The sequence below is a fragment of the Pseudomonas sp. KH_046_1 genome, assembly GCF_057839025.1.
The window spans coordinates 2,159,493-2,183,362 of sequence record NZ_CM174481.1 but is presented as its reverse complement, the minus strand read 5'-3'; the positions used below and the strand labels follow the sequence as shown (position 1 = coordinate 2,183,362).

Here is a 23,870-nt window from a genome sequence, read left to right as displayed (position 1 = left end):
ACATGAACATGCCGCACAACGCGTTCAAGGCCGCGCTGAACAGCTCAGCGACCCAATATGGCATCTGGGCCGGGTTCGCCACTGGCTACGGCGCCGAGATCGTCGCCACCACCGGTTACGACTGGATGCTGATCGATGGCGAGCACGCACCCAACACAGTGCCCGGCGTACTTGCCCAGTTGCAGGCCGTGGCGCCTTACTCGACCGCGCCGGTAGTGCGTGCGGTGAATGGCGATGCCAACCTGATTAAGCAACTGCTGGATATCGGCGCACAGACGCTGATGATCCCGATGGTCGAAACCGCCGAGCAGGCACAGGCACTGGTGCGCGCCATGCGCTACCCGCCCCACGGCATTCGCGGAGTCGGCGGCGGCCTGACCCGCGCCACCCGCTGGGACGGTGTGCCGGATTACCTGAATACCGCCCATGAACAGCTCTGCCTGATCGTGCAAGTGGAATCGCGCACCGGCGTGGAAAACGTCGCAGCGATTGCCGCCGTCGAGGGCGTGGATGCGGTGTTTATCGGGCCGGCGGATTTGTCGATCGGCCTGGGTCATGCCGGCAACCCCGGCCATCCGGAGGTTCAGGAGCAGATTCAACACGCCGTGAACGCCACGCTGGCGGCCGGCAAGGCCTGCGGGATTCTCGCACCCAACGAAGAAGACGCCCGCCGCTACCAGCGCTGGGGCTGCCAGTTCATTGCGGTAGCCATCGACATCAGCCTGCTGCGCCAAAGCGCCATGGCCACCCTCGCCCGCTACCGAGAACCCGCTACCACCCTAGCGCCGTCACGCACTTACTGATCTGCCAAGGAGTCGCACCATGTCATCCGTGCCTGTTTACGAAAACTTCATCGACGGCCAGTTCGTGGCCAGCGCTGCCCACCTCAATGTGATCAACCCGGCCACCGGCGCCGTGCTGTCGAAAGTCCCCGCCTCGACCGCCGAGGACGTCGAGCGCGCCCTCGCTGCCGCCCGTGCAGCGCAGAAAGACTGGGCGCGCAAACCGGCAAATGACCGCGCCGGCTACTTGCGCCGGATCGCCGCCAAACTGCGGGAAAACGTCGCGCACCTGGCGCGCACCATCACCCTGGAACAAGGCAAGATCAGCGGGCTGGCGGAAGTCGAAGTCAATTTCACCGCCGACTACCTTGACTACATGGCCGAATGGGCCCGGCGCATCGAAGGCGAGATCATCACCAGCGACCGCCAGAACGAAAACATCTTCCTGTTGCGCAAACCGCTGGGCGTGGTGGCCGGGATCCTGCCGTGGAATTTCCCCTTCTTCCTGATTGCCCGCAAGATGGCCCCGGCCCTGCTGACCGGCAACACCATCGTCATCAAGCCCAGCGAAGAAACCCCGAACAACTGCTTCGAGTTCGCCCGACTGGTGGCCGAAACGGATCTGCCGCCCGGTGTATTCAACGTGGTTTGCGGTGACGGCCGAGTCGGCGCGGCATTGAGCGGACACAAAGGCGTGGACATGATCAGCTTCACCGGCAGCGTCGACACCGGCTCGCGGATCATGGCCGCCGCCGCGCCAAACATCACCAAACTCAACCTGGAACTGGGCGGCAAGGCGCCGGCCATTGTGCTGGCGGATGCAGACCTCGACCTGGCGGTCAGGGCGATCCGCGATTCGCGCATCATCAACAGCGGCCAGGTGTGCAATTGCGCCGAGCGGGTGTACGTCGAACGTAAGGTGGCGGATCAGTTCATCGAGCGCATCGCGGCAGCAATGAGCGCGACCCGCTATGGCGACCCGATTGCCCAGCCGGACGTGGAGATGGGCCCGCTGATCAACCGCCAGGGGCTGGACAGCGTCAACCGCAAAGTCCGCACCGCGTTGAGCCAGGGCGCAAACCTGATCAGCGGCGGACAGATTGCCGACCTGCCGAATGGCTTCCACTTCCAGCCCACCGTTTTGGCCGGTTGCCGCGCGGACATGGAGATCATGCGCGAAGAGATTTTCGGTCCGGTGCTGCCGATCCAGATAATCGACGACCTGGACGAAGCCATCGCCCTGGCCAACGACTGCGACTATGGCCTGACTTCGTCGATCTACACCCGCGACCTGAGCAAAACCCTGCAGGCGATGCGTGAGCTGGATTTTGGCGAAACCTACGTCAATCGCGAGAACTTCGAAGCGATGCAGGGTTTCCACGCCGGCGTGCGCAAGTCCGGTATCGGTGGCGCGGATGGCAAGCATGGGCTGTACGAATACACCCATACCCACGCGGTCTATCTGCAAGGCTGAGCCACGCCCTTTCTGTGAAGGGTACGCGCCTATGCCATCGCTTAGGCGCCTGCCCCATCCCCCTGGAATGAGCATCTCATCGGCATTTCCCCGGACGTAGCAATGGGCAGGTTGAACAGTACTCAGCGGGTTCGGTGGCCAGGTAATAAAAGCAACAGGTTCGGCGAAAGCGAATGCTGCGCTGCCCGTCGTCCACCAGCCTCGGCGGTCGGCGGAAATGGCTCAGCGGGTTGTAATCGAGGCCGAACAACGCAGGCTCGGCTTGTGTCAGCAACCAATTGAAGTCCGCTTCACAGCGCTCGCGAATTGAAGAGTCTTCGATTTTCGCCATGCGCTTTTCATACAGCGAATAAATACGCACGGCGGTGTTTTCCCAGAGAATGCGCCGGGAAACACCGGTGACACGATTGAAGGTTTGCCACAGCGGTTTCAGCAGCCCGGCGAACAGTCCCTGCACCAAGGCTTCCCGCCAGGCCTCGCGTTCATTGGTCCCATACGTCAGCGGCTGACCGTGATGCAGCGGCATCGAAGACGTCCACAACCCGTCATCGTGGCCGTATTCAATCACCGCGTTGTCGAGCGTCAGCAACAACCCTTTGTCATACGCCGACATCGCATACAAACAGGCGCCGGTCGCCAGAAACGACAAGCGCTTGCCCAACAGCGAGGCCGTGATCGCCCGGGTTGGCGAACCGATCACCGGGCCCAGCGCATCCAGTAGTTGCTCGCACACGTCTTCCTGCAACAAGTCTCGGGCCTTCATTGAACGCAACGGGTCGCGCTCGTCGCTGTCCTTGAGCCGCAAGCCACCGGACAAAAGCGCCCACTCCGACGCCGTGAAATAACAGGCCAGATTCATTGCGGCAACTCCCGGCCAAACGGAATGCACAGCGGCGTTGCGAAGAACGGATCGGGAATGATTCGGCAATTGAGGTCGAACACGGTCTTGACCAGGGCCTCGGTCAACACCTCGTCGGGCCGCCCCTGGGCAAAAGCCGTCCGGTTGTGCACCGCAACCATGTGGTCGGCGTAACGACAGGCCAGATTGAGGTCGTGCAGCACCATGATGATGGTTTTGTTTTCGAGCCGGTTGAGGTCGCGCAACAGGTCCAGCACTTCGATCTGATGCGCCAGGTCGAGAAAGGTAGTGGGTTCGTCGAGCAGCACGATGCCGGTGTCCTGGGCCAGGGTCATGGCAATCCACGCGCGTTGGCGCTGGCCGCCGGACAACGCGTCCACCGGTCGGTCCGCCAGGGCCTGCAGACTGGTTTGCGCCAGCGCGCGGTTGACCATGGCTTCGTCTTGCGCCGACCACTGTTGCATCCAGCTCTGATACGGATAACGCCCCAGCGCCACCAACTGCCTGACGGTGATGCCCTCCGGCGCGCTGGGAGTCTGAGGCAAAATGGCCAACTCCCGGGCAACGGCGGCCGTGGACTTTTGCTGGATATCCACACCGTTGAGAATCACCGAGCCCTGCTGCGGTTTGAGCAGTCGGGCGAAGGATTTGAGCAAGGTGCTTTTGCCGCAGCCGTTGCTGCCGATCAGTACCGAAATCTTGCCCTGGGGCAGTTGCATGTCCAGCGTGTCAATAATCACCTGGCGCTGATAACTCAGGGTCAGGCCGCGACTTGCAATCGACGTCATACGTTGAATTCCTCAATGACGCTGTTTAATCAACAAATAGAGAAAAAAAGGTGTGCCCAGCACGGCGACAAAAATCCCGGCCGGCAGATCCAGCGGCAAAAACAGCACACGCCCGGCGAGGTCGGCCAATACCACCAGGTTCGCCCCGACCAACGCCGCCATCAGCGCCTGACCGCCGAAACCCGGGGCCACCAGACGCTTGGCAATGTGCGGTGCAATCAGCCCGACAAACGCTATCGCCCCACCCCAGGCAATCGCGGCACCGGCCAAGGCCACGCTCACCAGCAACAGACCGGCGCGCAGCCACTGCACGCGAACACCAATGCCCTGGGCCAGAGAGTCATCCAGCTGTTGCACCATCACCTGCCGGGCCAGCAGCACCAGCAGCGGGCAAATACCCAACAACCAGCGCCCCAGCGCCAGCGGTTCCGGCCAACTGGCGCCGTACACGCTGCCGGTCAGCCAGACATAGGCCGACAGGGTTGTGGTCAGCGGACTGAAGACCAGGATGAAGGTGGTCGCGGCGGTCAACATCGCGCTGATGCCGACCCCGATCAACACCAGGCGCAGCGGTGAGGCCCCCTGCTTCCAGGCCAGCAGATAGATCGCCAGTGCCGCCAGCCCCGCGCCGAGCATCGCCGCCAGCGGCAGATACTGTTGGCCCAGCGCAACAGAGAAAAACGACAGGTACAGCACCGCTGCCGCACTGGCGCCGCTGGTGATACCCAGCAGGTCGGGCGATGCCAGCGGGTTGCGGATGATGCTTTGCAGAATCAGCCCCGACACCGCCAACGCCGCCCCCACCAGCGCCGCCAGCAGCATGCGCGGAAAGCGCAGTTGCTCGACGATGAACGTCAGGCTGGGGTCCTGGCTCGACAGCAAAATCCGCAGCACCTGCAGCGGTGAGAGCATGACTTTGCCCAGCGACAACGAGCCGAGCATGATCAGCGCCGTCACCAGCAACGCCGCCAGCAACCGCCACAACGTGGTGACATTGATCCGCCGGGAAAATCCGCTGCGACGCCAGGTCAGGACCTTATCCATAACGACCTCCACGCCGGGCCAACAGAATGAAAAACGGTGCGCCGAACAACGCCGTCATCACCCCAACCGGCACCTCCTGCGGCAGGATCAACACCCGCGACAAGGTATCGGCCAGCAGCAGGACAATCGCGCCGAGCAGCGCACTCCCCGGCAGCAACCAGCGATGATCGATGGACAAGCCCTTGCGCACCATGTGCGGCACCAGCAAACCGATAAACCCGATGCTGCCGGCCAATGCCACGGCACTGCCCGCCAGACAGACCACCAGCACGCTCATCAGCAGCCGGATCAAACCGGTTCGCTGACCCAGGCCGGTGGCGATCTCCTCGCCTGCGTTAAGTACGTTAACCTGCCCCGCCAACAACATCGCGCCGAACAGCCCGAGTACGCCACAGATCAGCATTGGCGCGGCGACCGACAGGCTGCGCTCGGTCAACGAGCCCGCCAGCCAGAACAGCACCGTGTCCAGGCCATCCTGATTGACCACCAGCAACGCCTGGCTGAATGCAGAGAACAACGCGGCCATCGCCGCCCCCGCCAGCACAATGCGCAACGGGCTGAGACTGCCCTGTCCCATGTTGCCGATCAGCCACACCAGGCTGCCAGCCACGGCCGCGCCGATGAACGCGCACCACAGCCAGGCATCCGGGGATGACAGGGAAAACAGCGAGGAACACAGGATGATAAAAAAAGTCGCGCCGGCATTGATCCCGAACAAGCCGGGGGACGCCAGCGGATTGCGCGTCAGCGCCTGCATCAAGGCCCCCGCCACGGCCAGGCTCGCGCCTACGGCCATCGCCATCAAGGTGCGCGACAGGCGTGTGGTGGTCACCAGCACATGGCTGACGCTGAGCGGGTCGGGATGCACGAAGGCTGCGGCAATTTGCGACAACGGAATCCAGGTCGCTCCGACCGCCAGGCTCAGCACGCTGCTGAGCAGCAACACGACCCCGGCACAGCACAGCTTCAAACCATTGCTCATCAGGCCGCATCCGCCGTGACCAGCCGCGCAACGTCATCGAGCATCAGGTTCGCCCCAAGCATCCCGCCCGACAGGCTCCAGGCCACCCCGTCGACCCGCCACACCTGCCCCTGCTGCGGCGCACGCATTTGCTGCCACAGCGGATGCTGCACCAGGCTTTCATAGTTTCGCTGCACTGCCGGTTTCTCCGCGCGCAAGAAGACAAAGAAAATGTCGGCATTGACCACCGCCAGACTTTCCTTGCTGGTGAGTTTGATCGATACCCCGCTCGCCGCCCCACTGGCCTCACTCCAACCCAACCCCAGCTCAGTGACCACCGAACCTGGAAAACTGGCCGGCAAATAACTGCGGATATGGTCTTCACGGACATCCAGAATCGACACCGTAGGCGGCCAGCGCCCGGCAAACTTCTGCTGCAGTTGCCGGCGCAGTTGCGCCGTACGCAGTTGCCAGCGGGCCAACACCTCGTCGGCCCGCTGCTGGCGGTGCAAGGCCAGGCCCATCAGTGCCAGGGTCTTCTTGAATTCGAACACCTCCTCCAGCATCACCACCGGGGCGATCTGCTTGAGCAAGGGTGCGATGCGCTCATGGCGAAAACGCGAGGCGATGATCACGTCCGGTTTCAGCAGCGCGATGTCCTCAAGGCTCGGCTGGGTTTCCAGGCCGACATGGGGCACCGGCTCCAGCGCCGAGCGCAGATAGCGATAGGTGGGCTTTTCACTCCAGGAGTCGACGATGCCGCAGGGTGTAATGCCCAACGCCACGGCGCTGTCGGTGGCGCCCTGAAACAGGGTGATCACCCGCAGCGGCGCGGCGTCGGCCAGAGCCCACGCCGATGGGGTAAACCTCAGTGCAAGCACGCCCAGGGACAGGCGCAGCAGCGTGCGCCTGGAGGGCGTGTTGACCTGTTCGTTCTTGAGCGGGTTAGTGAGGCTGGGCATGCTCTGGTCCTCTGCAATCGATGCAGGACACAACCCGGCAGCGCCCTTCCCTGTGGCGCAACGCACGGTTGAATCGATTCAGAAGTCGACGGTCGCCGAAAGCAGGTAGGTTCGTGGCGTCGCGAGCGTCAATCCAGGCTCGCTGTCATCCGAGGCCCCGGCAGAACTCCAGTAGCGCTTGTCGGCCACGTTCTCGACATTGGCCCGCAGGGTGATGTTCTTTTCCTCGACCTTGAACGCGTAGCGCGCGCCCACGTCGACACGCGTCCAGGCATCGATTTCCTTGTTATTGGACTGGTCCAGATACTGCGAGCTGGAATAGATGCCGCGGCTGGTCAGGGTCAAGCCTTGCACGCTCGGCACGTCCCACTCGGCGCCGAGGTTGACGTTGTATTCCGGCGTGGCGGGAGCGCGGTTGCCGTCAAAGGTGCCGTTGGTGGTATCGGTCAGCTCGCTGTCGATGTACATGACGCCGCCGAGCAGGCGGAAGCCTTTGAGCGGCTCACCGAACACACTGACTTCCACACCCTTGTTTTCGCGTTTGCCGTTCGGGCCGAAAACCCGCGTCGTGGCGTTGGTTTCATAGGCTGGCTGTTTGATCCGGAACACCGCAGTGGTAATGGCGAACGCACCCGCATCATATTTGGCACCGACCTCGACCTGCCGACTGATGAACGGTGGGAAGATTTCGTCCTCGTTCACCGAGGTCGACGGCGCGATCTTGCCCTGGCTCAGGCCCTCCATGTAGTTGGCATACAACGAGAGCTTATCGGTGGCCTTGAACAGGATGCCGCCCGAGGGCGAAACCTTTTCTTCGTCGTAGCCCGTGTCGCCTTTGACATTATCCGTCCAGTCGTCGACCTGCACTCGCTGCCAGCGGGCGCCGAGGGTCAACAGCACTCGGTCATCGAAGAAACCCAATGTGTCGGACAACGCCACGCTGCTGGAACGGTTCTCGGTATACACCTCGGAATCAAGGCGCGTGGGAGTGATGGGTGTCGGTGTTTGCACCGGGTTGTAGATGTTGCTCGGGGCAGCGGCATAACGGGCGCCGCCGTTTTCGAAGTCCATGTAGAAATAGCTGGCAGCCAGGTTGATTTCATGGCTCACCGGACCGGTATGGAACCAGTTGCGTACCCCGGCGTTGGCTGTCCGGACATTTTCGTCACGGGTGAAGTCACGTGGCAGAACGCTGAAATTACCCGCGTCGTTGGTGACCGCTACGGCGTGCCGGAGGAAGTCATGATTGCTTTTACGCGCGCCCGCACCGGCGTACACCATGACGGAATCGCTGACATCGTACTCGCCGGTCACCGTACCGAAGGTGTCCTTGGTCCGCGCCTTGCTCCACGGCTGCGCATAGTTGTGGCGAACATCGCTGGCGTGCGGAACCTGCGCGTTGGCACCCACCTGCACACGCTCCTGCGGGGCGTCGGTGTCACGCTCGTTATGTCCGACGTCCGTCGAGAGCCGCAGGCGTTCACCGCGAAAATCCAGGCCCAGCACAGCCATCTCGCGGTCAACGCTCTGGTGATCCCATTCGGTGTCACCGGACTGCTTCACGCCGTTGAAACGAACACCGAACATGTCCCCCTCACCAAAGCGCCGTCCGATGTCCACGGCCCCGCCGACCTGGCTGTCGGAAGCGTAGTTGCCGGTAAACGAAGTAATGGGCACGTCGGTGGCGCGCTTGGGCACCACGTTGATCCCGCCACCCACGCTGCCCCGCGGCGAGATGCCATTGATCAGCTGGCTCGGGCCTTTGAGGATGTCGACGCGATCGGCCATTTCCATGTCGATGGTGTACGTCGGCAGGATGCCGTAGAGACCGTTGTAGGAGACATCACTGTTGAACAGGCTCATTCCGCGAATGGTGAACTGCTCATACCGCCCACCCGCCGGGTTGGTGGCGCGAACCGAGGGATCGCTGGCCACGAGGTCGCCCAGGGTACGCGCCTGCAGGTTTTTCACCAACTCACTGGTGTAGGTAGTCTCGCTGAACGGCGTCTCCATGAAGTCCTTCGAGCCCAGCAAGCCTTGCGATCCACGGCGTGCCACCTGCCCGCCGACATACGGATCACCGTGCGCCGTGTCCGCCGTCGCATAAATAGAGGTAGCGCCCAATTGCAGGCTGCTGCCTGTTGGCACCGGGGTCAGCATGTACGCCTGTTCGCCCACCGGCTGCAGTTGCAGACCGGAACCCTGTAGCAGTTGGGCGAAGCCCTCCTCCACCGCGAAGTCGCCGGACAGACCGGGGCTGGTGCGCCCGCTCACCAGCCCCGGGTCCACTGACAGATTGACCCCGGCCAGCCCGGCGAAACGGGTCAGCGCAGCGTCGAGGCTACCGGCTGGCACCTGATAGCTGCGGCGCGGCGCGTCTTCGGCCCAACCGGCAGTGATGAACAACGGACAGGCACTCAGGCTCAACAACAGACTCAAGTGCAACAACGGGCGCAACCTGGATGGAGCCGGACGCATACTGCTAGACATCACTGCGGGCATTGTGAATCTCTCTGATTTCGTTTCGCTTACCTTGAATGACAAGCGAGGCGAAAAAAGGGGACACGCTTTAAACACTATTTTTGCGCGGCACCAGCGTTACCCAGTAACGCGTACGCGAATGCACCTCCAGCGGCAGGCTGGCCGCCAGCAGAGCCAGAATGCGATCAGTGTCTTCAAGACGAAAACTGCCGGTGATGCGCAGCGATTCCAGCTCGGGCTCCCAACGCAACACGCCCGGACGATAGGTGTTGAGTTCGCGCAGAAAATCCCCCAAGGGCTGGTTCTGCGCCATCAGCACACCCTCACGCCAGCCCGGGGCCAGCACGTCGAATGGCTCCACGGCACCGGCACCCGTCGCTTGAAGGCTGACCTGCTGGCCACCGCGCAACGAAAAGACCGATCCGTGCAAAGGCTGCAACTGCACCGTGCCTTTGAGCACCGAGACCTTGCAACCCGCCTGCCCCTGACGAACACATACTTCGCCCTGATTGACGACCACTTGCCCGAAGCGCGTGAGAATCGTCAGCGGCGAGACCCCGGGCACATTCAGTGCCATTTCGCCTTCCACGAGGGTCAGGCGCCGGTGCTTCAGGTCGATATCGACGGCACTGGCAGTGTTCAGTTGCACAGAGCCTCCATCGGCCAACCGGACTTTTTTGCTTTCCCCGGTGGCGGTCCGCAGGTCGGCACTCCAGGCATCCAGAGGCAACTGTCGACTGATCAGCCAGGCGGTCGGCAGCAACGCCACCGCCCCGACGGCGCGTTTGAGCACGGTACGTCGACTGACTTGTGGCCGGTCCAGGCTGGCCATGGCCAGGGCCGATGGCAGGTCGGCAAAGCGTTGGCGCAAGAGTTGCGCTTTCTGCCAGGCCTGCTCGTGACTGTAATGACTATCGCGCCAGCTCTGCAGCTGCGCCCGGTCCTGTTCATTGGCGCAGCCGGATTCCATGAGGGCCAGCCACTGCGCAGCGGCCCGCACGACTTGCCGGGCCTGGGCCGAAGGTGCCGAACCGTTCACAGGTCCACCAGCAGGCAATGCTCGTAGGCTTGAGCCATGTAACGCTTGATCGTGCGTTCCGATACTTGCAGTCGCTCGGCAATCTCTTGATAGCCCAGGCCTTCCAGCTGACTCAAGAGAAACGCTCGGCGTACCGGGCCCGGCAAGCCATCGAGCAATTCGTCCAGGGCTTGCAGGGTTTCCAGCAGGATCCAGCGTTGCTCGGGGGACGGCACGCAGTCCTCGGGCAGCAACGCCAATGCATCGAGATAGGCTTGCTCCAGGCTGCGGCGCTGGTAGAAGTTGGCCAGCAGCCGCTTGCCGACTGTCGCCAGGTAGGCGCGAGGCTCTTGCAGGTCGGCGATGCGCTGAGAACTGGCGAGCAAACGAACGAAGGTGTCCTGGCTCAGGTCCGCCGCGTCGCTGCCATTGCCCATGCGTCGTTTCAACCATCCCTCGAGCCAGCTCCGGTGATCGCGGTACAGGTCGTGGAAGGTTTGCTCCGGCGGCAACGCTGCATCACTCATCTAAAGAAACCCTGCGCGAAGAAATATTATAAATGCGACTCATTCTAATTAGTGTTGAGAGGTCAAACCAAGTCCTTTGTGCGATTTGCACCCGGTAAATGCTTGAATAATTTGATGACGAGCAGGTATTTCGGCCGCGCGGTGCCGGTTTATCAAGGCTGTGAATTATTGAGGGGGAAATTCAGGAGGCATCGCAATTCACTGGCCATCCGCGCTTGGTCGGCAGATGCGAAACCGTGAGGGTCGTGAGGAGGGAGAAAAAGCCAAATCGCAGACACAAAAAACCCCGGTCTTTCGACCAGGGTCTTTGCTATCGACTCGAAGTAACCAGTGGTTTCTTCGTAGCTCCAAGGCGTTCAGTGGGCCTCGGGGCAGATATGGCGCAGCGGACGGGACTCGAACCCGCGACCCCCGGCGTGACAGGCCGGTATTCTAACCGACTGAACTACCGCTGCGTATCGCTTTGAGCTGACGCTCAATTAACTCGTCTGATTAAAAGCTCTGAGACTTTTCAATCTCTCTTTCAATCTCGAATCAGGGCATGCCTGGCTCGGAAAATATGGCGCAGCGGACGGGACTCGAACCCGCGACCCCCGGCGTGACAGGCCGGTATTCTAACCGACTGAACTACCGCTGCGCGTCGGTGGAGGCATTTCAGCCTACCTCTTGCTTTCGCAAGTATCTCGGAAGTGGTGGGTGATGACGGGATCGAACCGCCGACATTCTGCTTGTAAGGCAGACGCTCTCCCAGCTGAGCTAATCACCCGTTTGCATCTCCGAGGCCGCGAAATTTACGCAGGTAGCGAACCTAAGTCAATAGCAGGATTGAAGTTTTTCTGAAAAAGACAAAATCATTTCATTCCGGCCAGTGTCGGCAACCATCAGTCCGCCATCGCGAGCAAGCTCGCTCCCACAGTTAAAAGCATGCTCTCTCCCTCTGTGGGAGCGAGCTTGCTCGCGATGAGGGCAGCACATTCAACATCAAATGCTGAAGACCGCACCCTGCCCCCATCACTCGCTGTAAATCATCTTCTTGGTCATGCCGCCATCGACCACGAATTCCTGGCCGGTGACAAACCCGGCGTTCCTCGACAACAGCCAGGCCACCATCGCCGCGACATCCTCGACCGTCCCTACCCTGCCCGCCGGATGCTGGGCATGATCGGCTTCGGTCAACGGTTCGGCACGCCGCACCCTGGGGTCGCGCGCATCGATCCAGCCAGGGCTGACCGCGTTGACCCGGATCTCCGGGCCAAGGCTGATGGCCAACGCATGCGTCAGAGCCAACAGACCGCCCTTGCTCGCCGCATAGGCCTCTGTGTCAGGCTCCGACTGCCCGGCGCGGGTCGAGACCAGATTGACGATGGCACCGCTGTGAGCGCGCAGGTACGGCGCACAGTGCTTGGCCAGCAACATCGGCCCACTGAGGTTCACCGCCAACACCCGATTCCAGTGAGCCAGGTCGAGGCTTTCCAGGGTGATGTTGTGCGGATCGGCAACCGCTGCGTTGCATACCAGCGCATCCAGGCGCCCGAACTGGCCGAGCACCTCGGCCACCCCAAGTGCGACTTGCCCTTCATTCGAGACATCCATGGCGATGAACCAAGCGTTATCGCCCAGCACTTTCGCCACTTTCGAACCGCGCTCCCGGTCCAGATCGGTCAGCACGACTTGCCAGCCTTCGCTGATCAGCCAGGCCGAGATCCCCAGGCCAATGCCTCGCGCAGCTCCAGTCACCAGCGCTACGCGGCCATTTGAGCCAGTGGTCGGCACAGACAACTCGATCACAACGCAGCCAGGCCGCGCGCCAGATCGGCTTGCAGGTCCGCCACATCTTCCAGGCCGACCGCCACGCGGATCAGGCTGTCACGAATGCCCGCCGCTTCACGCTCTTGCGGCGCCAGGCGACCATGGGACGTGGTGCTCGGATGGGTGATGGTGGTCTTGCTGTCGCCCAGGTTGGCGGTGATCGAAATCAGGCGCGTGGCATCGATAAAGCGCCAGGCGCCCTCTTTGCCGCCCTTCACCTCAAAGCTGACGACAGCACCAAAGCCCTTCTGCTGGCGCAGCGCCAGTTCGTGCTGCGGATGGCTCTTGAGGCCCGCGTAATGGACTTTCTCGATACCTTCCTGCTGCTCCAGCCACTCGGCCAGTTGCTGGGCGTTGGCGCAATGGGCCTTCATCCGCAGGTTCAGGGTTTCCAGGCCCTTGAGGAAGATCCAGGCGTTGAACGGGCTCAGTGTCGGCCCGGCAGTACGCAGGAAGCCAACCACCTCTTTCATCTGCTCGCTGCGGCCAGCGACCACGCCACCCATGCAACGGCCCTGGCCATCGATGAACTTGGTGGCCGAGTGCACGACGATGTCCGCGCCCATTTTCAGCGGCTGCTGCAAGGCCGGGGTGCAGAAGCAGTTGTCGACCACCAGCATCGCGCCTTTGGCGTGAGCGATTTTCGACAGTTCGGCGATGTCTACCAATTCGGCCAGCGGATTGGACGGCGACTCGACGAACAGCAATTTGGTATTGGATTTGATCGCTGCATCCCAACCGGACAAGTCCGCCAGGGCCACGTAATCGACTTCAATACCGAAACGTTTGAAGTACTTCTCGAACAGGCTGATGGTCGAGCCGAATACGCTGCGCGAAACCAGCACATGATCACCGGCGCTGCACAGGCTCATCACCACCGCCATGATCGCGGCCATGCCGGTGGCAGTCGCCACGGCTTGCTCAGCGCTTTCCAGGGCGGCAATGCGCTCTTCGAAGGCGCGTACGGTCGGGTTGGTGTAGCGCGAGTAAACGTTGCCCGGCACTTCCCCGGCAAAACGCGCGGCGGCGTCGGCAGCGGTGCGGAATACATAGCTGGAAGTGAAGAACATCGGATCACCGTGTTCGCCTTCCGGCGTACGGTGCTGACCGGCACGTACGGCCAGGGTATCGAACGCTACGCCTTCGAGGTCGCTGTCCAGCCGACCGGCATCCCAATCCTGACTCATGCTGTCACTCCTTTCCCTATTCTCGTAAATGAAAAGCCAGATACAAAACCGGCCCCTCAGGGCCGGTAGAAACTCAGTTGTTGTACAGATCGATGATCGCACTGACTGCCTGCGTCTTGACCTTGGAGGCATCGTTGCGTGCCTGCTCGATCTTGTTCAGGTAAGCCTCGTCGACGTCGCCGGTGACGTACTGGCCGTCGAACACCGCGCAATCGAACTTGTCGATCTTGATCTTGCCGCCACCGACCGCTTCGATCAAGTCAGGCAGATCCTGATAGATCAGCCAGTCGGCGCCGATCAGGTCAGCCACGTCCTGGGTCGAACGGTTGTGGGCGATCAGCTCGTGAGCGCTCGGCATGTCGATGCCGTAGACGTTCGGGTAGCGAACCGCTGGCGCCGCGGAACAGAAGTAGACGTTCTTGGCGCCGGCTTCGCGGGCCATCTGGATGATCTGCTTGCAAGTAGTGCCGCGAACGATGGAGTCATCCACCAGCATCACGTTCTTGCCGCGGAATTCCAGCTCGATGGCATTGAGCTTCTGGCGTACGGATTTCTTCCGCGCGGCCTGGCCCGGCATGATGAAGGTCCGGCCGATGTAGCGGTTCTTCACGAAGCCTTCGCGGAACTTCACACCCAGGTGGTTCGCCAGCTCCAGCGCCGCGGTGCGGCTGGTGTCGGGAATCGGGATGACCACGTCGATGTCGTGATCCGGACGCTCGCGCAGGATCTTCTCGGCCAGTTTCTCACCCATGCGCAGACGGGCCTTGTAGACCGACACGCCGTCGATGATCGAGTCCGGACGCGCCAGGTAGACGTGTTCGAAGATGCACGGCGTCAGGGACGGGTTGGTCGCGCACTGACGGGTGTACAGCTTGCCCTCTTCAGTGATGTAGACCGCTTCGCCTGGCGCCAGGTCGCGAATCAGGGTGAAGCCGAGCACGTCCAGGGAAACGCTTTCCGAGGCGATCATGTACTCGACGCCTTCGTCGGTGTGACGCTGACCGAAAACGATCGGGCGGATGCCGTGCGGATCGCGGAAGCCGACGATGCCGTAGCCGGTGATCATCGCCACGACGGCATAACCACCGACGCAACGGTTGTGCACGTCGGTGACGGCGGCGAAAACGTCTTCTTCGGTCGGCTGCAACTTGCCGCGCTGGGCCAGTTCGTGCGCGAACACGTTGAGCAGCACTTCCGAATCGGAACTGGTGTTGACGTGGCGCAAGTCAGATTCGTAAATCTCCTTGGCCAGTTGTTCAACGTTGGTCAGGTTACCGTTGTGCGCCAGGGTGATGCCGTAAGGCGAGTTGACGTAAAACGGTTGAGCTTCAGCCGACGTCGAGCTGCCCGCGGTTGGATAACGCACATGGCCAATACCCATGTGACCGACCAGGCGCTGCATGTGACGTTGCTGGAACACGTCACGCACCAGGCCGTTGTCCTTGCGCAGGAATAACCGGCCATCATGGCTGGTCACGATACCGGCAGCGTCCTGGCCGCGGTGCTGGAGGACGGTTAGCGCGTCATACAGCGCCTGATTGACGTTCGACTTACCGACGATACCGACGATGCCACACATGCGACGCAACCCCTACTTAATGGATCTGAACTGAGCACTACTCACTGAGGCGTTTTGGCCGTCGGCAAGAGTTGCTCCTTGAACGGAATATCAGCGGGTACGCTGATTCCGCTGGCAAGCCACTGACTGCTCCACCCGAGGATCAGGTTTTTGGACCAGTCTGCAACCAATAGAAATTTTGGCACGAGCTGTGACTCTTTCCACCACCCGTCCTGCTGTACCGGCCCCAGGCTCAACAGCCCGACGGCGATAACCACCAGCAACCCGCCACGCGCGGCGCCGAAGGCCATGCCGAGGAATCGGTCGGTCCCGGAGAGCCCGGTGACGCGAACCAGTTCGCCGATAAGATAATTGATCATTGCGCCTACGATTAAAGTGGCGACAAACATGATGGCACAGCCCGTGATTATACGTGCCGATGGCGTTTGAATGTACCCGCCGAGGTACTCGGACAGTGAGCCACCGAACATCCAGGCTACGACTCCTGCGATGATCCAGGTCAGCAGCGACAGTGCTTCTGTGACGAAGCCGCGGCTCAGACTGATCAATGCGGAGATGGCGACGATTGCAACGATCGCCCAGTCAACCCAGGTAAATGGCACAGTGCAGCCTACAGACGGATAAGGCGGCGCATTTTAGCAGAGCCCGTGCTTATCGGTAAGCTGCGATTGTCTGTGCATTTCATATCGGGGCGATAGTTTTAGCCACGTTCTGGCTGAAAGCGCACGACAAACCCCTTGAGGTTCTGCTGGCGATTCAGCAAGTCACGCAGCCGGTCGGCTTCAGCGCGCTCGATCAGCGGTCCGACAAACACCCGGTTTTTGCCGTCGGCGGTACGGATGTAGGCGTTGTAACCCTGGCTGCGCAGGGTTTTCTGAAGCTTTTCTGCGCTTTCACGATTCGACAGGCTGGCCAGTTGCACCGACCAGCTGACAGACAAACCATTGGCATCGACACGGCTTTGCGTGGTGTCCGGCTTGCCCGGTGCCGCCGTGATGGGCTGGGCAGGCGCTGTCGCAGGTTTAGCGGCCAGAGCCGGGACCGGCGCTGGTGCAGGCGGCTTGGCTGCTGGCGCTGGAACTGCAGGCGCTGGGACCACCGGCGCAGTTGGCACCGCCGATTCCTGCTGGGCGATTTCGTCATCGCTCGGCACGGGTTCCTGAGGCAAGGCTTGCGGCTCGGGCACAACCACAGGCTCGACCTGTACCTGGGGCATCGCCGGCGCCTGCGGGGCCGCAGGCGCTTCGACCGTCACCTGGCGCTGTTCGTCCTGGCGGGAAAACAGCATCGGCAGAAAAATCACCGCCAGCGCGACCAACACCAGGGCGCCAACCATGCGCTGCTTGTATGCCTTATCCAGCAATGCCATTCGCCGCGTCCTCCGTGGAGCGCCGGGCCAGCCATTCAAGGGCCTCGGCGACACAATAAAATGATCCGAACAACAGGATTTCGTCGTCGCTCGTGGCCTGCGCGCACTGCCCTTCCAGGGCGGCCGCTACGCTGCCGTATGACGTAACCGACGCACCAAGACCTTGCAACGCATCGTGCAAATCCGCAACCGGACGCGCCCGAGGCGAATCCAGAGGTGCAACGGCCCAGTGCTGGACACTAGCATTCAATTCGCCGACAACACCACCCAGGTCTTTGTCCGCCAGCAGCCCGAACACCGCCAGACGCCTGTCGACCGGCGGACGACTGGCCAGGCGACGAGCCAGATACTCCGCCGCATGGGGGTTATGCCCCACATCCAGCAATAGATTCAGGCGCTTGCCTTGCCACTCGAACTCGCGGCGATCCAGACGACCGACCACCCGGGTAGCCCGCAGCGTTTCGATAATCTGCGCATCCACCCAAGGCAAGCCGAGCAGCAGATACGCCTGCAACGCCAGCGCAGCGTTTTCCATCGGCAGATCGAGCAGCGGCAAGTCGCGCAGTTCAACCGAGCGCCCTTGCGCATCGACACCGCGCCATTGCCAGTGGTGATCGGTCACACCGAGGTCAAAATCGCGCCCCCGCAGGAAAAACGGGCAATTGAGCTCGCGCGCCTTGTCCAGCAGAGGTTGTGGAGGATTCAGATCGCCGCAGAGCGCAGGCGCGCCCTGACGGAAAATACCGGCCTTCTCGAAGGCCACGGACTCTCGGGTATCACCGAGGTAATCCGCATGATCAACGCCAATACTGGTGACCAGCGCCATGTCGGCGTCCACCACGTTGACCGTGTCCAGACGACCGCCCAGACCGACTTCCAGCACCACCGCATCGAGCCCGGAGCGCTGAAACAGCCAGAATGCCGCCAGAGTGCCCATTTCGAAGTAAGTCAGGGAAGTGTCGCCGCGCCCGGCCTCTACCGCGGCAAAGGCCTCGCACAACTCGGCATCCGTGGCTTCGACGCCATTGACCGTTACCCGCTCGTTGTAGCGCAGCAGGTGCGGGGAGTTGTAGACCCCCACTTTCAAGCCCTGGGCCCGCAGCAAGGACGCCACGAACGCACAGGTGGAACCCTTGCCGTTGGTCCCGGTGACCGTGATCACCCGAGGCGCCGGCTTGCCCAGTCCCATGCGGGACGCTACCTGCTGCGACCGCTCCAGGCCCATGTCGATGGCCGAAGGGTGCAACTGCTCAAGGTAGGCGAGCCATTCGCCAAGGGTACGTTGGGTCATAGGCTGGCGGGTACCGGTGGAACCACGATCGGCTCGATAGGTGCAGCCACGAACTTCGGCGTCGGCAGGCCCATCATTTGCGCCAGCAGGTTGCCCAGGCGCGGACGCAGCTCCTGACGGTCGATGATCATGTCGATGGCACCGTGTTCCAGCAGGAACTCGCTGCGCTGGAAGCCTTCCGGCAGTTTTTCACGCACGGTCTGCTCGATCACGCGCGGACCGGCAAAACCGATCAACGCCTTCGGCTCGCCGACAATCACGTCGCCCAGCATCGCCAGACTGGCGGAAACGCCGCCGTAGACCGGATCGGTCAACACGGAGATGAACGGGATGCCTTCTTCACGCAGACGAGCCAGCACCGCGGAGGTCTTGGCCATTTGCATCAGGGAAATCAGCGCTTCCTGCATCCGCGCACCGCCGGAAGCGGCAAAGCAGATCATCGGGCAACGTTTTTCCAGGGCGTAGTTGGCGGCGCGCACGAAACGCTCGCCGACGATGGCGCCCATCGAACCGCCCATGAAGGAAAACTCGAACGCCGAGACCACGACTGGCATGCCCAGCAAAGTGCCGCTCATGGAAACCAGTGCGTCTTTTTCGCCGGTCTGCTTTTGTGCAGCGGTCAGGCGGTCCTTGTACTTCTTGCCGTCGCGGAATTTCAGACGGTCAACCGGCTCCAGGTCCGCACCCAGCTCGGCACGGCCTTCAACATCGAGGAAGATGTCGATACGGGCACGGGCGCCGATACGCATGTGATGGTTGCACTTGGGGCAAACGTCCAGGGTCTTTTCCAACTCCGGACGATACAGCACAGCCTCGCAAGACGGGCATTTGTGCCAAAGACCTTCAGGCACCGAGCTCTTCTTGACCTCGGAACGCATGATCGAAGGGATCAGTTTGTCTACTAACCAGTTGCTCATGCTTTCTTTCTCCAGTACCGGTGGCCCGAACGCTCTGGTTCGCAGCCCCGTGTATGCCCTAGCGCTAAATTCATGTGTGCGAAGAGGGTCGATGGACTGCCACGGTCAGCGCGAAACATGACCTGCGTGCAACCACAAACCCTCGGATCTGCCTGCTGTGTGCAGTGCATCCGCTTTGTACAGTGCAGTGGACGGCGGCAGTCTGCCAGCCGTCACATCAACAGGTGCTACCGCGTACCGCTTTGATAAATGCCTGAATCCTTGCGTGATCCTTGATGCCCTTGCTCGCCTCTACCCCGCCGCTGACATCCACGGCATAAGGCCGGACGCGGGCAATCGCTTCGGCGACGTTATCCGGCGTCAGACCGCCCGCCAGAATGATCGGCTTGCTCAAGCCGTGCGGTATCAGTGACCAGTCAAACGCCTCGCCGGTTCCTCCGGGAACGCCTTCGACATAGGTATCGAGCAGGATTGCGCTGGCACTGGCATAAGCATCACAGGCCGCGGCGATGTCATCACCCGCCTTGACCCGCAACGCCTTGATGTACGGGCGGTGCCATCCTTCGCAATCCTCTGCGCTTTCATCGCCGTGAAACTGCAGCAGGTCCAGGGGCACCGCGTCGAGGATTTCACCCAATTCGCAACGGCTCGCATTGACGAACAAGCCCACGGTGGTCACGAACGGCGGCAGCGCCTTGATGATCGAGCGCGCCTGCTGGAACGTCACCGCACGAGGGCTTTTGGCGTAGAACACCAATCCGATGGCATCCGCCCCGGCCTCGACGGCTGCCAACGCATCCTCTATGCGGGTAATCCCACAGATCTTGCTGCGAACGGCTGACATGTCGACACAACTCCAAGACAAATCCGGAAAGTCCCGGATGGTAACAAAAGCGTTCGAGGGCGTCAGCCGCCAAGTTCCGAGAAACCGGTCAGGAAGTGTGGACCGATGTAACGCTCGGGTAATTCGAACTCGTCACGGTACTCGACCTGAACCAGATACAAACCGAATGGATGCGCGGTCACGCCACCGGTCCGACGAATCCGGCTCTCCAGCACCTCTTTCATCCACTCCACCGGACGCTCTCCGGCGCCAATGGTCATCAGCACGCCGGCAATGTTGCGCACCATGTGATGCAGGAAGGCGCTGGCGCGAATATCCAGCACGATCATCTTGCCGTGACGGGTGACGCGCAGGTGATGCAGTTCCTTGATCGGCGACTTGGCCTGGCACTGGCCGGCGCGAAAAGCGCTGAAATCATGGGTGCCGAGCAGGTACTGAGCGGCCTCGGCCATGCGCTCGACGTCCAGCGGACGGTGATTCCAGGTCACTTCTTCGTTCAGGTGCGCCGGACGGATCTGATCGTTGTAGATCACGTAGCGATAACGCCGGGCAATGGCCTTGAACCGCGCATGGAAGTGCGCCGGCATGACCTTGGCCCAACTGACACTGACGTCGTGGGGCAAGTTGATGTTGGCGCCCATGGTCCAGGCCTTCATCGAACGCTCGACCTGGGTGTCGAAATGCACCACCTGTCCGCAGGCATGCACCCCGGCGTCGGTACGTCCGGCGCACATCAGCGAAACGGGTGAGTCGGCGACTTTGGACAAGGCGTTTTCGAGGGTTTCCTGCACGGTGAGCACCCCGGACGCCTGGCGCTGCCAGCCGCGGTAGCGCGAGCCTTTGTATTCGACGCCCAGCGCGATCCGGAAAAAGCCGTCGGCTGCCATTTCGGCGGCCGGGTTATCTATATTTGCCAAGGAGGGACAGCCTGATGATGTACCAAAGGCGGGCATTATAAGGCTGACTGGAGGGGATGCCAGTACAACTGAGGGACTGGAGTGAATGTTAGGGCCTCTTCGCGAGCAGGCTCGCTCCCACAGCGATTGATGCCTGGCATAGACCCCTGTGGGAGCGAGCCTGCTCGCGAAGGAGCCACAGCAGACGACATCAACTCATCGGCCAAATAAAAACGGCAGCCTCAATGGGCTGCCGCTTTTTTTACAACCTACCGATCACTCAAGCCAGGCGCGAAAGCATTTCCTCGGCTTCACTCTTCTGCTCGGCACTGCCTTCGCTTACCACCTCATTGAGGATGTCGCGAGCGCCATCGCTGTCGCCCATGTCGATATAGGCCTGGGCCAGATCGAGCTTGGTAGCGGCTTCGTCAGTACCCGAGAGGAAGTCGAAGTCATCATCGTCACCCAGCGCTGCATCAGCTTCGGTAAACGTCGGCTCGCCGATACTGCTGGACAAGCTCTCCAGCTCGGCGTTGACATCATCCAGCTCGGCTGCGAACGCATCCGGTGCGTCCATTTCGTCGGCCAGCGACAGATCGAAATCGGCCGGCAATTCCAGGTCATCCAGCGCGACCTCGGGAATAGCCGGGGTTTCGGTAGCCGGGAAATCCTTCACACCTTCGTCCAGATCCAGCAGGAAATCATCTTCAGCCAACATCACTGGCGACGGTTGCGCACCGAGATCCAGGTCCAGGTCGAAGTCCGACAGATCGTCGAGGTTTTCCTTGATTTCAGTCTGTTGCTGCAACACCGACTCAAAACTCAGATCGTCATCCAGCGGGAACTCGTCCAGGCCTGCCAGCGCCGCCACTTCAAGCTCCGGCACAGGTGCAGGCGCCACAGGCGTCATCGCGTCCAGATCGTCCAGGCTCAGATCGAAGGCGCTGTCGAGGTCATCCTCGAACGCCGCTGGTTCTGGCTCTGGCGCCGGTGCTTGCGGCTCATCGAGCAACAGATCCTTGACGTATTGCGCGTCCAGCTCGGCAGCAACGGCCGCTGCGGCGATACCACCGGCAGCCACCAACGCCATGGCCGGGAAGCGGCTTTTGAGCTTTTCAACCTGGGCGAAGTTGTCGCCATTGGCCACCAACTGACGCTCCTGGCCGACGAACGCATCGCGGTCGCCTTGCTGGCCGTAGACTTCCATCAGTTTCAAGCGCAAGTCGCTGCGCTTCGGCTCTTGCTTGACGCCGTCCTCCAGCAACGCGGCAGCCTGGTTCAGGCGACCGGCATTGATGTGCGACTGAGCCTGGCCCAGCACGTCGTCGGAACGCTCGGCGGCCGGAGACACCAATGGTGCGGCGATCGGCGTGGTCATCACCACCGGAGCAACCACCGGCGCTGGCGCGGGAGCAGGCGTCGGGGCAGTCGCCAGCTTCACGCTCGGCGACGGAACTTCAAGGCCTTCGAAGCTGCTTTCCGGCAAGTCGAAATCGGCCGGGAATGGCTGCTCTTCGGCCAAGGCACGGGCCATGCGCATATGCTTTTCGGCTTCTTGCTGGGCTTTGCGGCGGCGCGCCAGCAACAGCAGCAGGAGCAGCAGAATCACCGCACCGCCACCCACCAGGCCCAGCAGCGCCGGATTGGTCAGCAACTCATTGAATTTCTGATCGTCGGATGCTGCCGGTGTCACCTCAACGGGCTTCTCGGCCGGCGCCGCAGTTGCCTCGGGCGCTGGTGCAGTGTCAGCCGGACCAGGCGCTGCCGGGTTGGCAGCCAGCTCGGCCGACATCGCCGGAGCTGTCGCAGCCGCTGGTGCAGCCGCAGCGCCCTCGGTTTGCAACTTGGCCAGTTGATTGTTCTTCAACTCGATCAGGCGTTGCAGCTTGTCCACCTGGCTTTGCAGATCGGCCATGCGGCTTTGCAGTTCGGCGTTATCACGACGGCTGCTGTCGAGGCTTTCCTGGGTCACCGCCAGCTTGTTGCTGAGGGCCTTGGCATCTCCGGCAGCCCCTTTGCCACGGCTCTTGCCGGACTCGGCAGACACCAGGCTCAGCTTGTCGGTAGTCGCTTGCGCCGGAGCACCATCGGTACGAGCGCGACTGGTGGCGTCAAGCTGTTGCTGCCCTGCCCCGGGTTTCGCTACATAGCGACGCCCCTGGCGCCATGCGGTGTTCTGCGCAGCCACTTCGGCAATGGCCTTGGCTTGCGGCAGGCCCGTGCTCTGTGCCTGGTCCGGCAGGCGCAACACCTGGCCGGTTTTCAGGCGGTTGATGTTGCCGTCGATAAAGGCATCCGGGTTCAACGCCTGGATGGCCAGCATGGTTTGCTGGATCGAACCGCCATTACGCGCCTTCGCGGCGATTTCCCACAGGGTATCGCGCGGCGTGGTGGTGTATTGGGACGGTTTGGTCGCACCGGTGACGGGCGCGGCAACCGTTGACGTTGGTTGCGCAGCCGCTTCAGCGGTTTGCGGCGAGAATTTGGACGGATCGAGCAGCACACTGTAGTCGCGCAACAAGCGGCCGTTCGGCCACATGACCTGAACCAGGAACTTCACCATGGGTTCGGAAAGTGGTTTGCTGGAGGTCACGCGCAGGATGCTTTTGCCGCTGGCGTTGAGCACCGGGGTGAAGGTCAAGTCGTTGAGAAACGCCTGGCGGTCGACACCGGCCTTGGCGAAATCGTCTGGTGAGGCCAGGCTCGGCACCACTTCGGCGGCGGTGAGGTCCTTGACATCGAGCAGCTCGATTTCCGCTACCAACGGCTGGTTGAGCGTCGATTTCAGGGTCAGTTCCCCGAGCCCGAGGGCATGCGCCATACCGGAGGACAGCGCCGACGCGGCCGCTATTGCTAACACCAGTTTGCGAACTTGAACCATTAGCTCATCCTTAGTTTGAACATTCCTCGGCCAGCGAGAAGGTATTGATAGTCGCTGCCGTAAGGCATTGCGCGCAACGGCGTGGGTCGTCGCGCGCGATCATTTCATTGATGCCCGGCAAAGCCACGCAGGGTGGCTCGCCTTCAGCACTCCGGCAAGCATAGGCTCGCGCGGAATCATTCGACAAATTGTTGCAAAGTA

20 protein-coding genes and 3 tRNA genes are annotated in these 23,870 nt (G+C 61.7%); 2 read left to right on the top strand and 21 right to left on the bottom strand.

Annotated elements, in window-relative coordinates; all coding sequences use genetic code 11:
• Positions 1-2: 2 nt before the first annotated feature.
• On the top strand, positions 3-803 hold the full coding sequence (locus tag AC3IT9_RS10025; RefSeq protein WP_489272848.1) for an aldolase/citrate lyase family protein: 801 nt from the start codon (positions 3-5) through the stop codon (positions 801-803).
• 19 nt (positions 804-822) lie between these two features.
• Positions 823-2,256, top strand: coding sequence for an aldehyde dehydrogenase (aldA, locus tag AC3IT9_RS10020; protein WP_489272847.1), 1,434 nt, complete (start codon positions 823-825; stop codon positions 2,254-2,256).
• A 76-nt stretch (positions 2,257-2,332) separates the two neighbouring features.
• Here aldA and AC3IT9_RS10015 read toward each other — a convergent pair whose 3' ends face one another.
• From AC3IT9_RS10015 to AC3IT9_RS09915, 21 genes are all read right to left on the bottom strand, one after another.
• Positions 2,333-3,115 carry an IucA/IucC family C-terminal-domain containing protein gene (locus AC3IT9_RS10015; protein ID WP_489272846.1) on the bottom strand — a complete coding sequence of 261 codons (783 nt, stop codon included), beginning with the start codon at positions 3,113-3,115 and terminating at the stop codon, positions 2,333-2,335.
• Positions 3,112-3,903 carry an ABC transporter ATP-binding protein gene (locus AC3IT9_RS10010; RefSeq protein WP_489272845.1) on the bottom strand — a complete coding sequence of 264 codons (792 nt, stop codon included), beginning with the start codon at positions 3,901-3,903 and terminating at the stop codon, positions 3,112-3,114. The genes AC3IT9_RS10015 and AC3IT9_RS10010 overlap by 4 nt, the downstream gene beginning before the upstream one ends.
• 12 nt (positions 3,904-3,915) lie before the next feature.
• Positions 3,916-4,947, bottom strand: a complete 1,032-nt coding sequence (locus AC3IT9_RS10005) for a FecCD family ABC transporter permease (RefSeq protein ID WP_489272844.1) — start codon at positions 4,945-4,947, stop codon at positions 3,916-3,918.
• Complete coding sequence (locus AC3IT9_RS10000; RefSeq protein ID WP_150727116.1) at positions 4,940-5,929, bottom strand: FecCD family ABC transporter permease; 990 nt, start codon at positions 5,927-5,929, stop codon at positions 4,940-4,942. Before AC3IT9_RS10000 ends, AC3IT9_RS10005 begins: the two co-directional genes overlap by 8 nt.
• Positions 5,929-6,870 (bottom strand): ABC transporter substrate-binding protein, encoded by a 942-nt coding sequence (locus AC3IT9_RS09995; RefSeq protein WP_489272843.1) that lies wholly within the window; start codon positions 6,868-6,870, stop codon positions 5,929-5,931. Before AC3IT9_RS09995 ends, AC3IT9_RS10000 begins: the two co-directional genes overlap by 1 nt.
• A gap of 78 nt (positions 6,871-6,948) precedes the next feature.
• The gene (locus tag AC3IT9_RS09990) at positions 6,949-9,372 is read right to left on the bottom strand and encodes a TonB-dependent siderophore receptor (protein WP_489272842.1); all 2,424 of its coding nucleotides are present in this window, start codon (positions 9,370-9,372) and stop codon (positions 6,949-6,951) included.
• Between the two features lie 67 nt (positions 9,373-9,439).
• Positions 9,440-10,390 carry a FecR domain-containing protein gene (locus AC3IT9_RS09985; RefSeq protein WP_489272840.1) on the bottom strand — a complete coding sequence of 317 codons (951 nt, stop codon included), beginning with the start codon at positions 10,388-10,390 and terminating at the stop codon, positions 9,440-9,442.
• Positions 10,387-10,896, bottom strand: coding sequence for a sigma-70 family RNA polymerase sigma factor (locus AC3IT9_RS09980; RefSeq protein ID WP_489272839.1), 510 nt, complete (start codon positions 10,894-10,896; stop codon positions 10,387-10,389). The genes AC3IT9_RS09985 and AC3IT9_RS09980 overlap by 4 nt, the downstream gene beginning before the upstream one ends.
• A 378-nt stretch (positions 10,897-11,274) precedes the next feature.
• Positions 11,275-11,351 (bottom strand) — tRNA-Asp (locus AC3IT9_RS09975).
• A gap of 105 nt (positions 11,352-11,456) precedes the next feature.
• Positions 11,457-11,533 (bottom strand) — tRNA-Asp (locus tag AC3IT9_RS09970).
• Between the two features lie 53 nt (positions 11,534-11,586).
• Positions 11,587-11,662: transfer RNA gene (locus AC3IT9_RS09965), tRNA-Val, on the bottom strand.
• Between the two features lie 245 nt (positions 11,663-11,907).
• A complete protein-coding gene (locus tag AC3IT9_RS09960) occupies positions 11,908-12,684 on the bottom strand; it encodes an SDR family oxidoreductase (protein ID WP_489272838.1) in 777 nt (258 codons plus the stop codon).
• Positions 12,681-13,892 (bottom strand): O-succinylhomoserine sulfhydrylase, encoded by a 1,212-nt coding sequence (locus tag AC3IT9_RS09955; protein WP_489272836.1) that lies wholly within the window; start codon positions 13,890-13,892, stop codon positions 12,681-12,683. Before AC3IT9_RS09955 ends, AC3IT9_RS09960 begins: the two co-directional genes overlap by 4 nt.
• Positions 13,893-13,965: 73 nt before the next feature.
• Entirely contained in the window at positions 13,966-15,471 is a 1,506-nt protein-coding gene (gene purF / locus AC3IT9_RS09950; RefSeq protein ID WP_007975670.1) for an amidophosphoribosyltransferase, read from the bottom strand.
• A 41-nt stretch (positions 15,472-15,512) separates the two neighbouring features.
• Positions 15,513-16,073 carry a CvpA family protein gene (locus AC3IT9_RS09945; RefSeq protein ID WP_110661803.1) on the bottom strand — a complete coding sequence of 187 codons (561 nt, stop codon included), beginning with the start codon at positions 16,071-16,073 and terminating at the stop codon, positions 15,513-15,515.
• A gap of 98 nt (positions 16,074-16,171) precedes the next feature.
• Complete coding sequence (locus AC3IT9_RS09940) at positions 16,172-16,840, bottom strand: SPOR domain-containing protein (RefSeq protein ID WP_489272835.1); 669 nt, start codon at positions 16,838-16,840, stop codon at positions 16,172-16,174.
• Positions 16,824-18,131 carry a bifunctional tetrahydrofolate synthase/dihydrofolate synthase gene (gene folC / locus AC3IT9_RS09935; RefSeq protein WP_489272834.1) on the bottom strand — a complete coding sequence of 436 codons (1,308 nt, stop codon included), beginning with the start codon at positions 18,129-18,131 and terminating at the stop codon, positions 16,824-16,826. Before folC ends, AC3IT9_RS09940 begins: the two co-directional genes overlap by 17 nt.
• Positions 18,128-19,048, bottom strand: coding sequence for an acetyl-CoA carboxylase, carboxyltransferase subunit beta (gene accD, locus AC3IT9_RS09930; protein ID WP_008047319.1), 921 nt, complete (start codon positions 19,046-19,048; stop codon positions 18,128-18,130). The genes folC and accD overlap by 4 nt, the downstream gene beginning before the upstream one ends.
• A 217-nt stretch (positions 19,049-19,265) precedes the next feature.
• A complete protein-coding gene (locus AC3IT9_RS09925; protein ID WP_353742524.1) occupies positions 19,266-19,892 on the bottom strand; it encodes a phosphoribosylanthranilate isomerase in 627 nt (208 codons plus the stop codon).
• Between the two features lie 62 nt (positions 19,893-19,954).
• Positions 19,955-20,779: a tRNA pseudouridine(38-40) synthase TruA gene (truA, locus tag AC3IT9_RS09920; RefSeq protein ID WP_032829430.1), complete on the bottom strand. Its 825-nt coding sequence runs from the start codon at positions 20,777-20,779 to the stop codon at positions 19,955-19,957.
• Between the two features lie 289 nt (positions 20,780-21,068).
• The gene (locus AC3IT9_RS09915; protein ID WP_489272833.1) at positions 21,069-23,669 is read right to left on the bottom strand and encodes a motility hub landmark protein FimV; all 2,601 of its coding nucleotides are present in this window, start codon (positions 23,667-23,669) and stop codon (positions 21,069-21,071) included.
• Between the last annotated feature and the right edge of the window lie 201 nt (positions 23,670-23,870).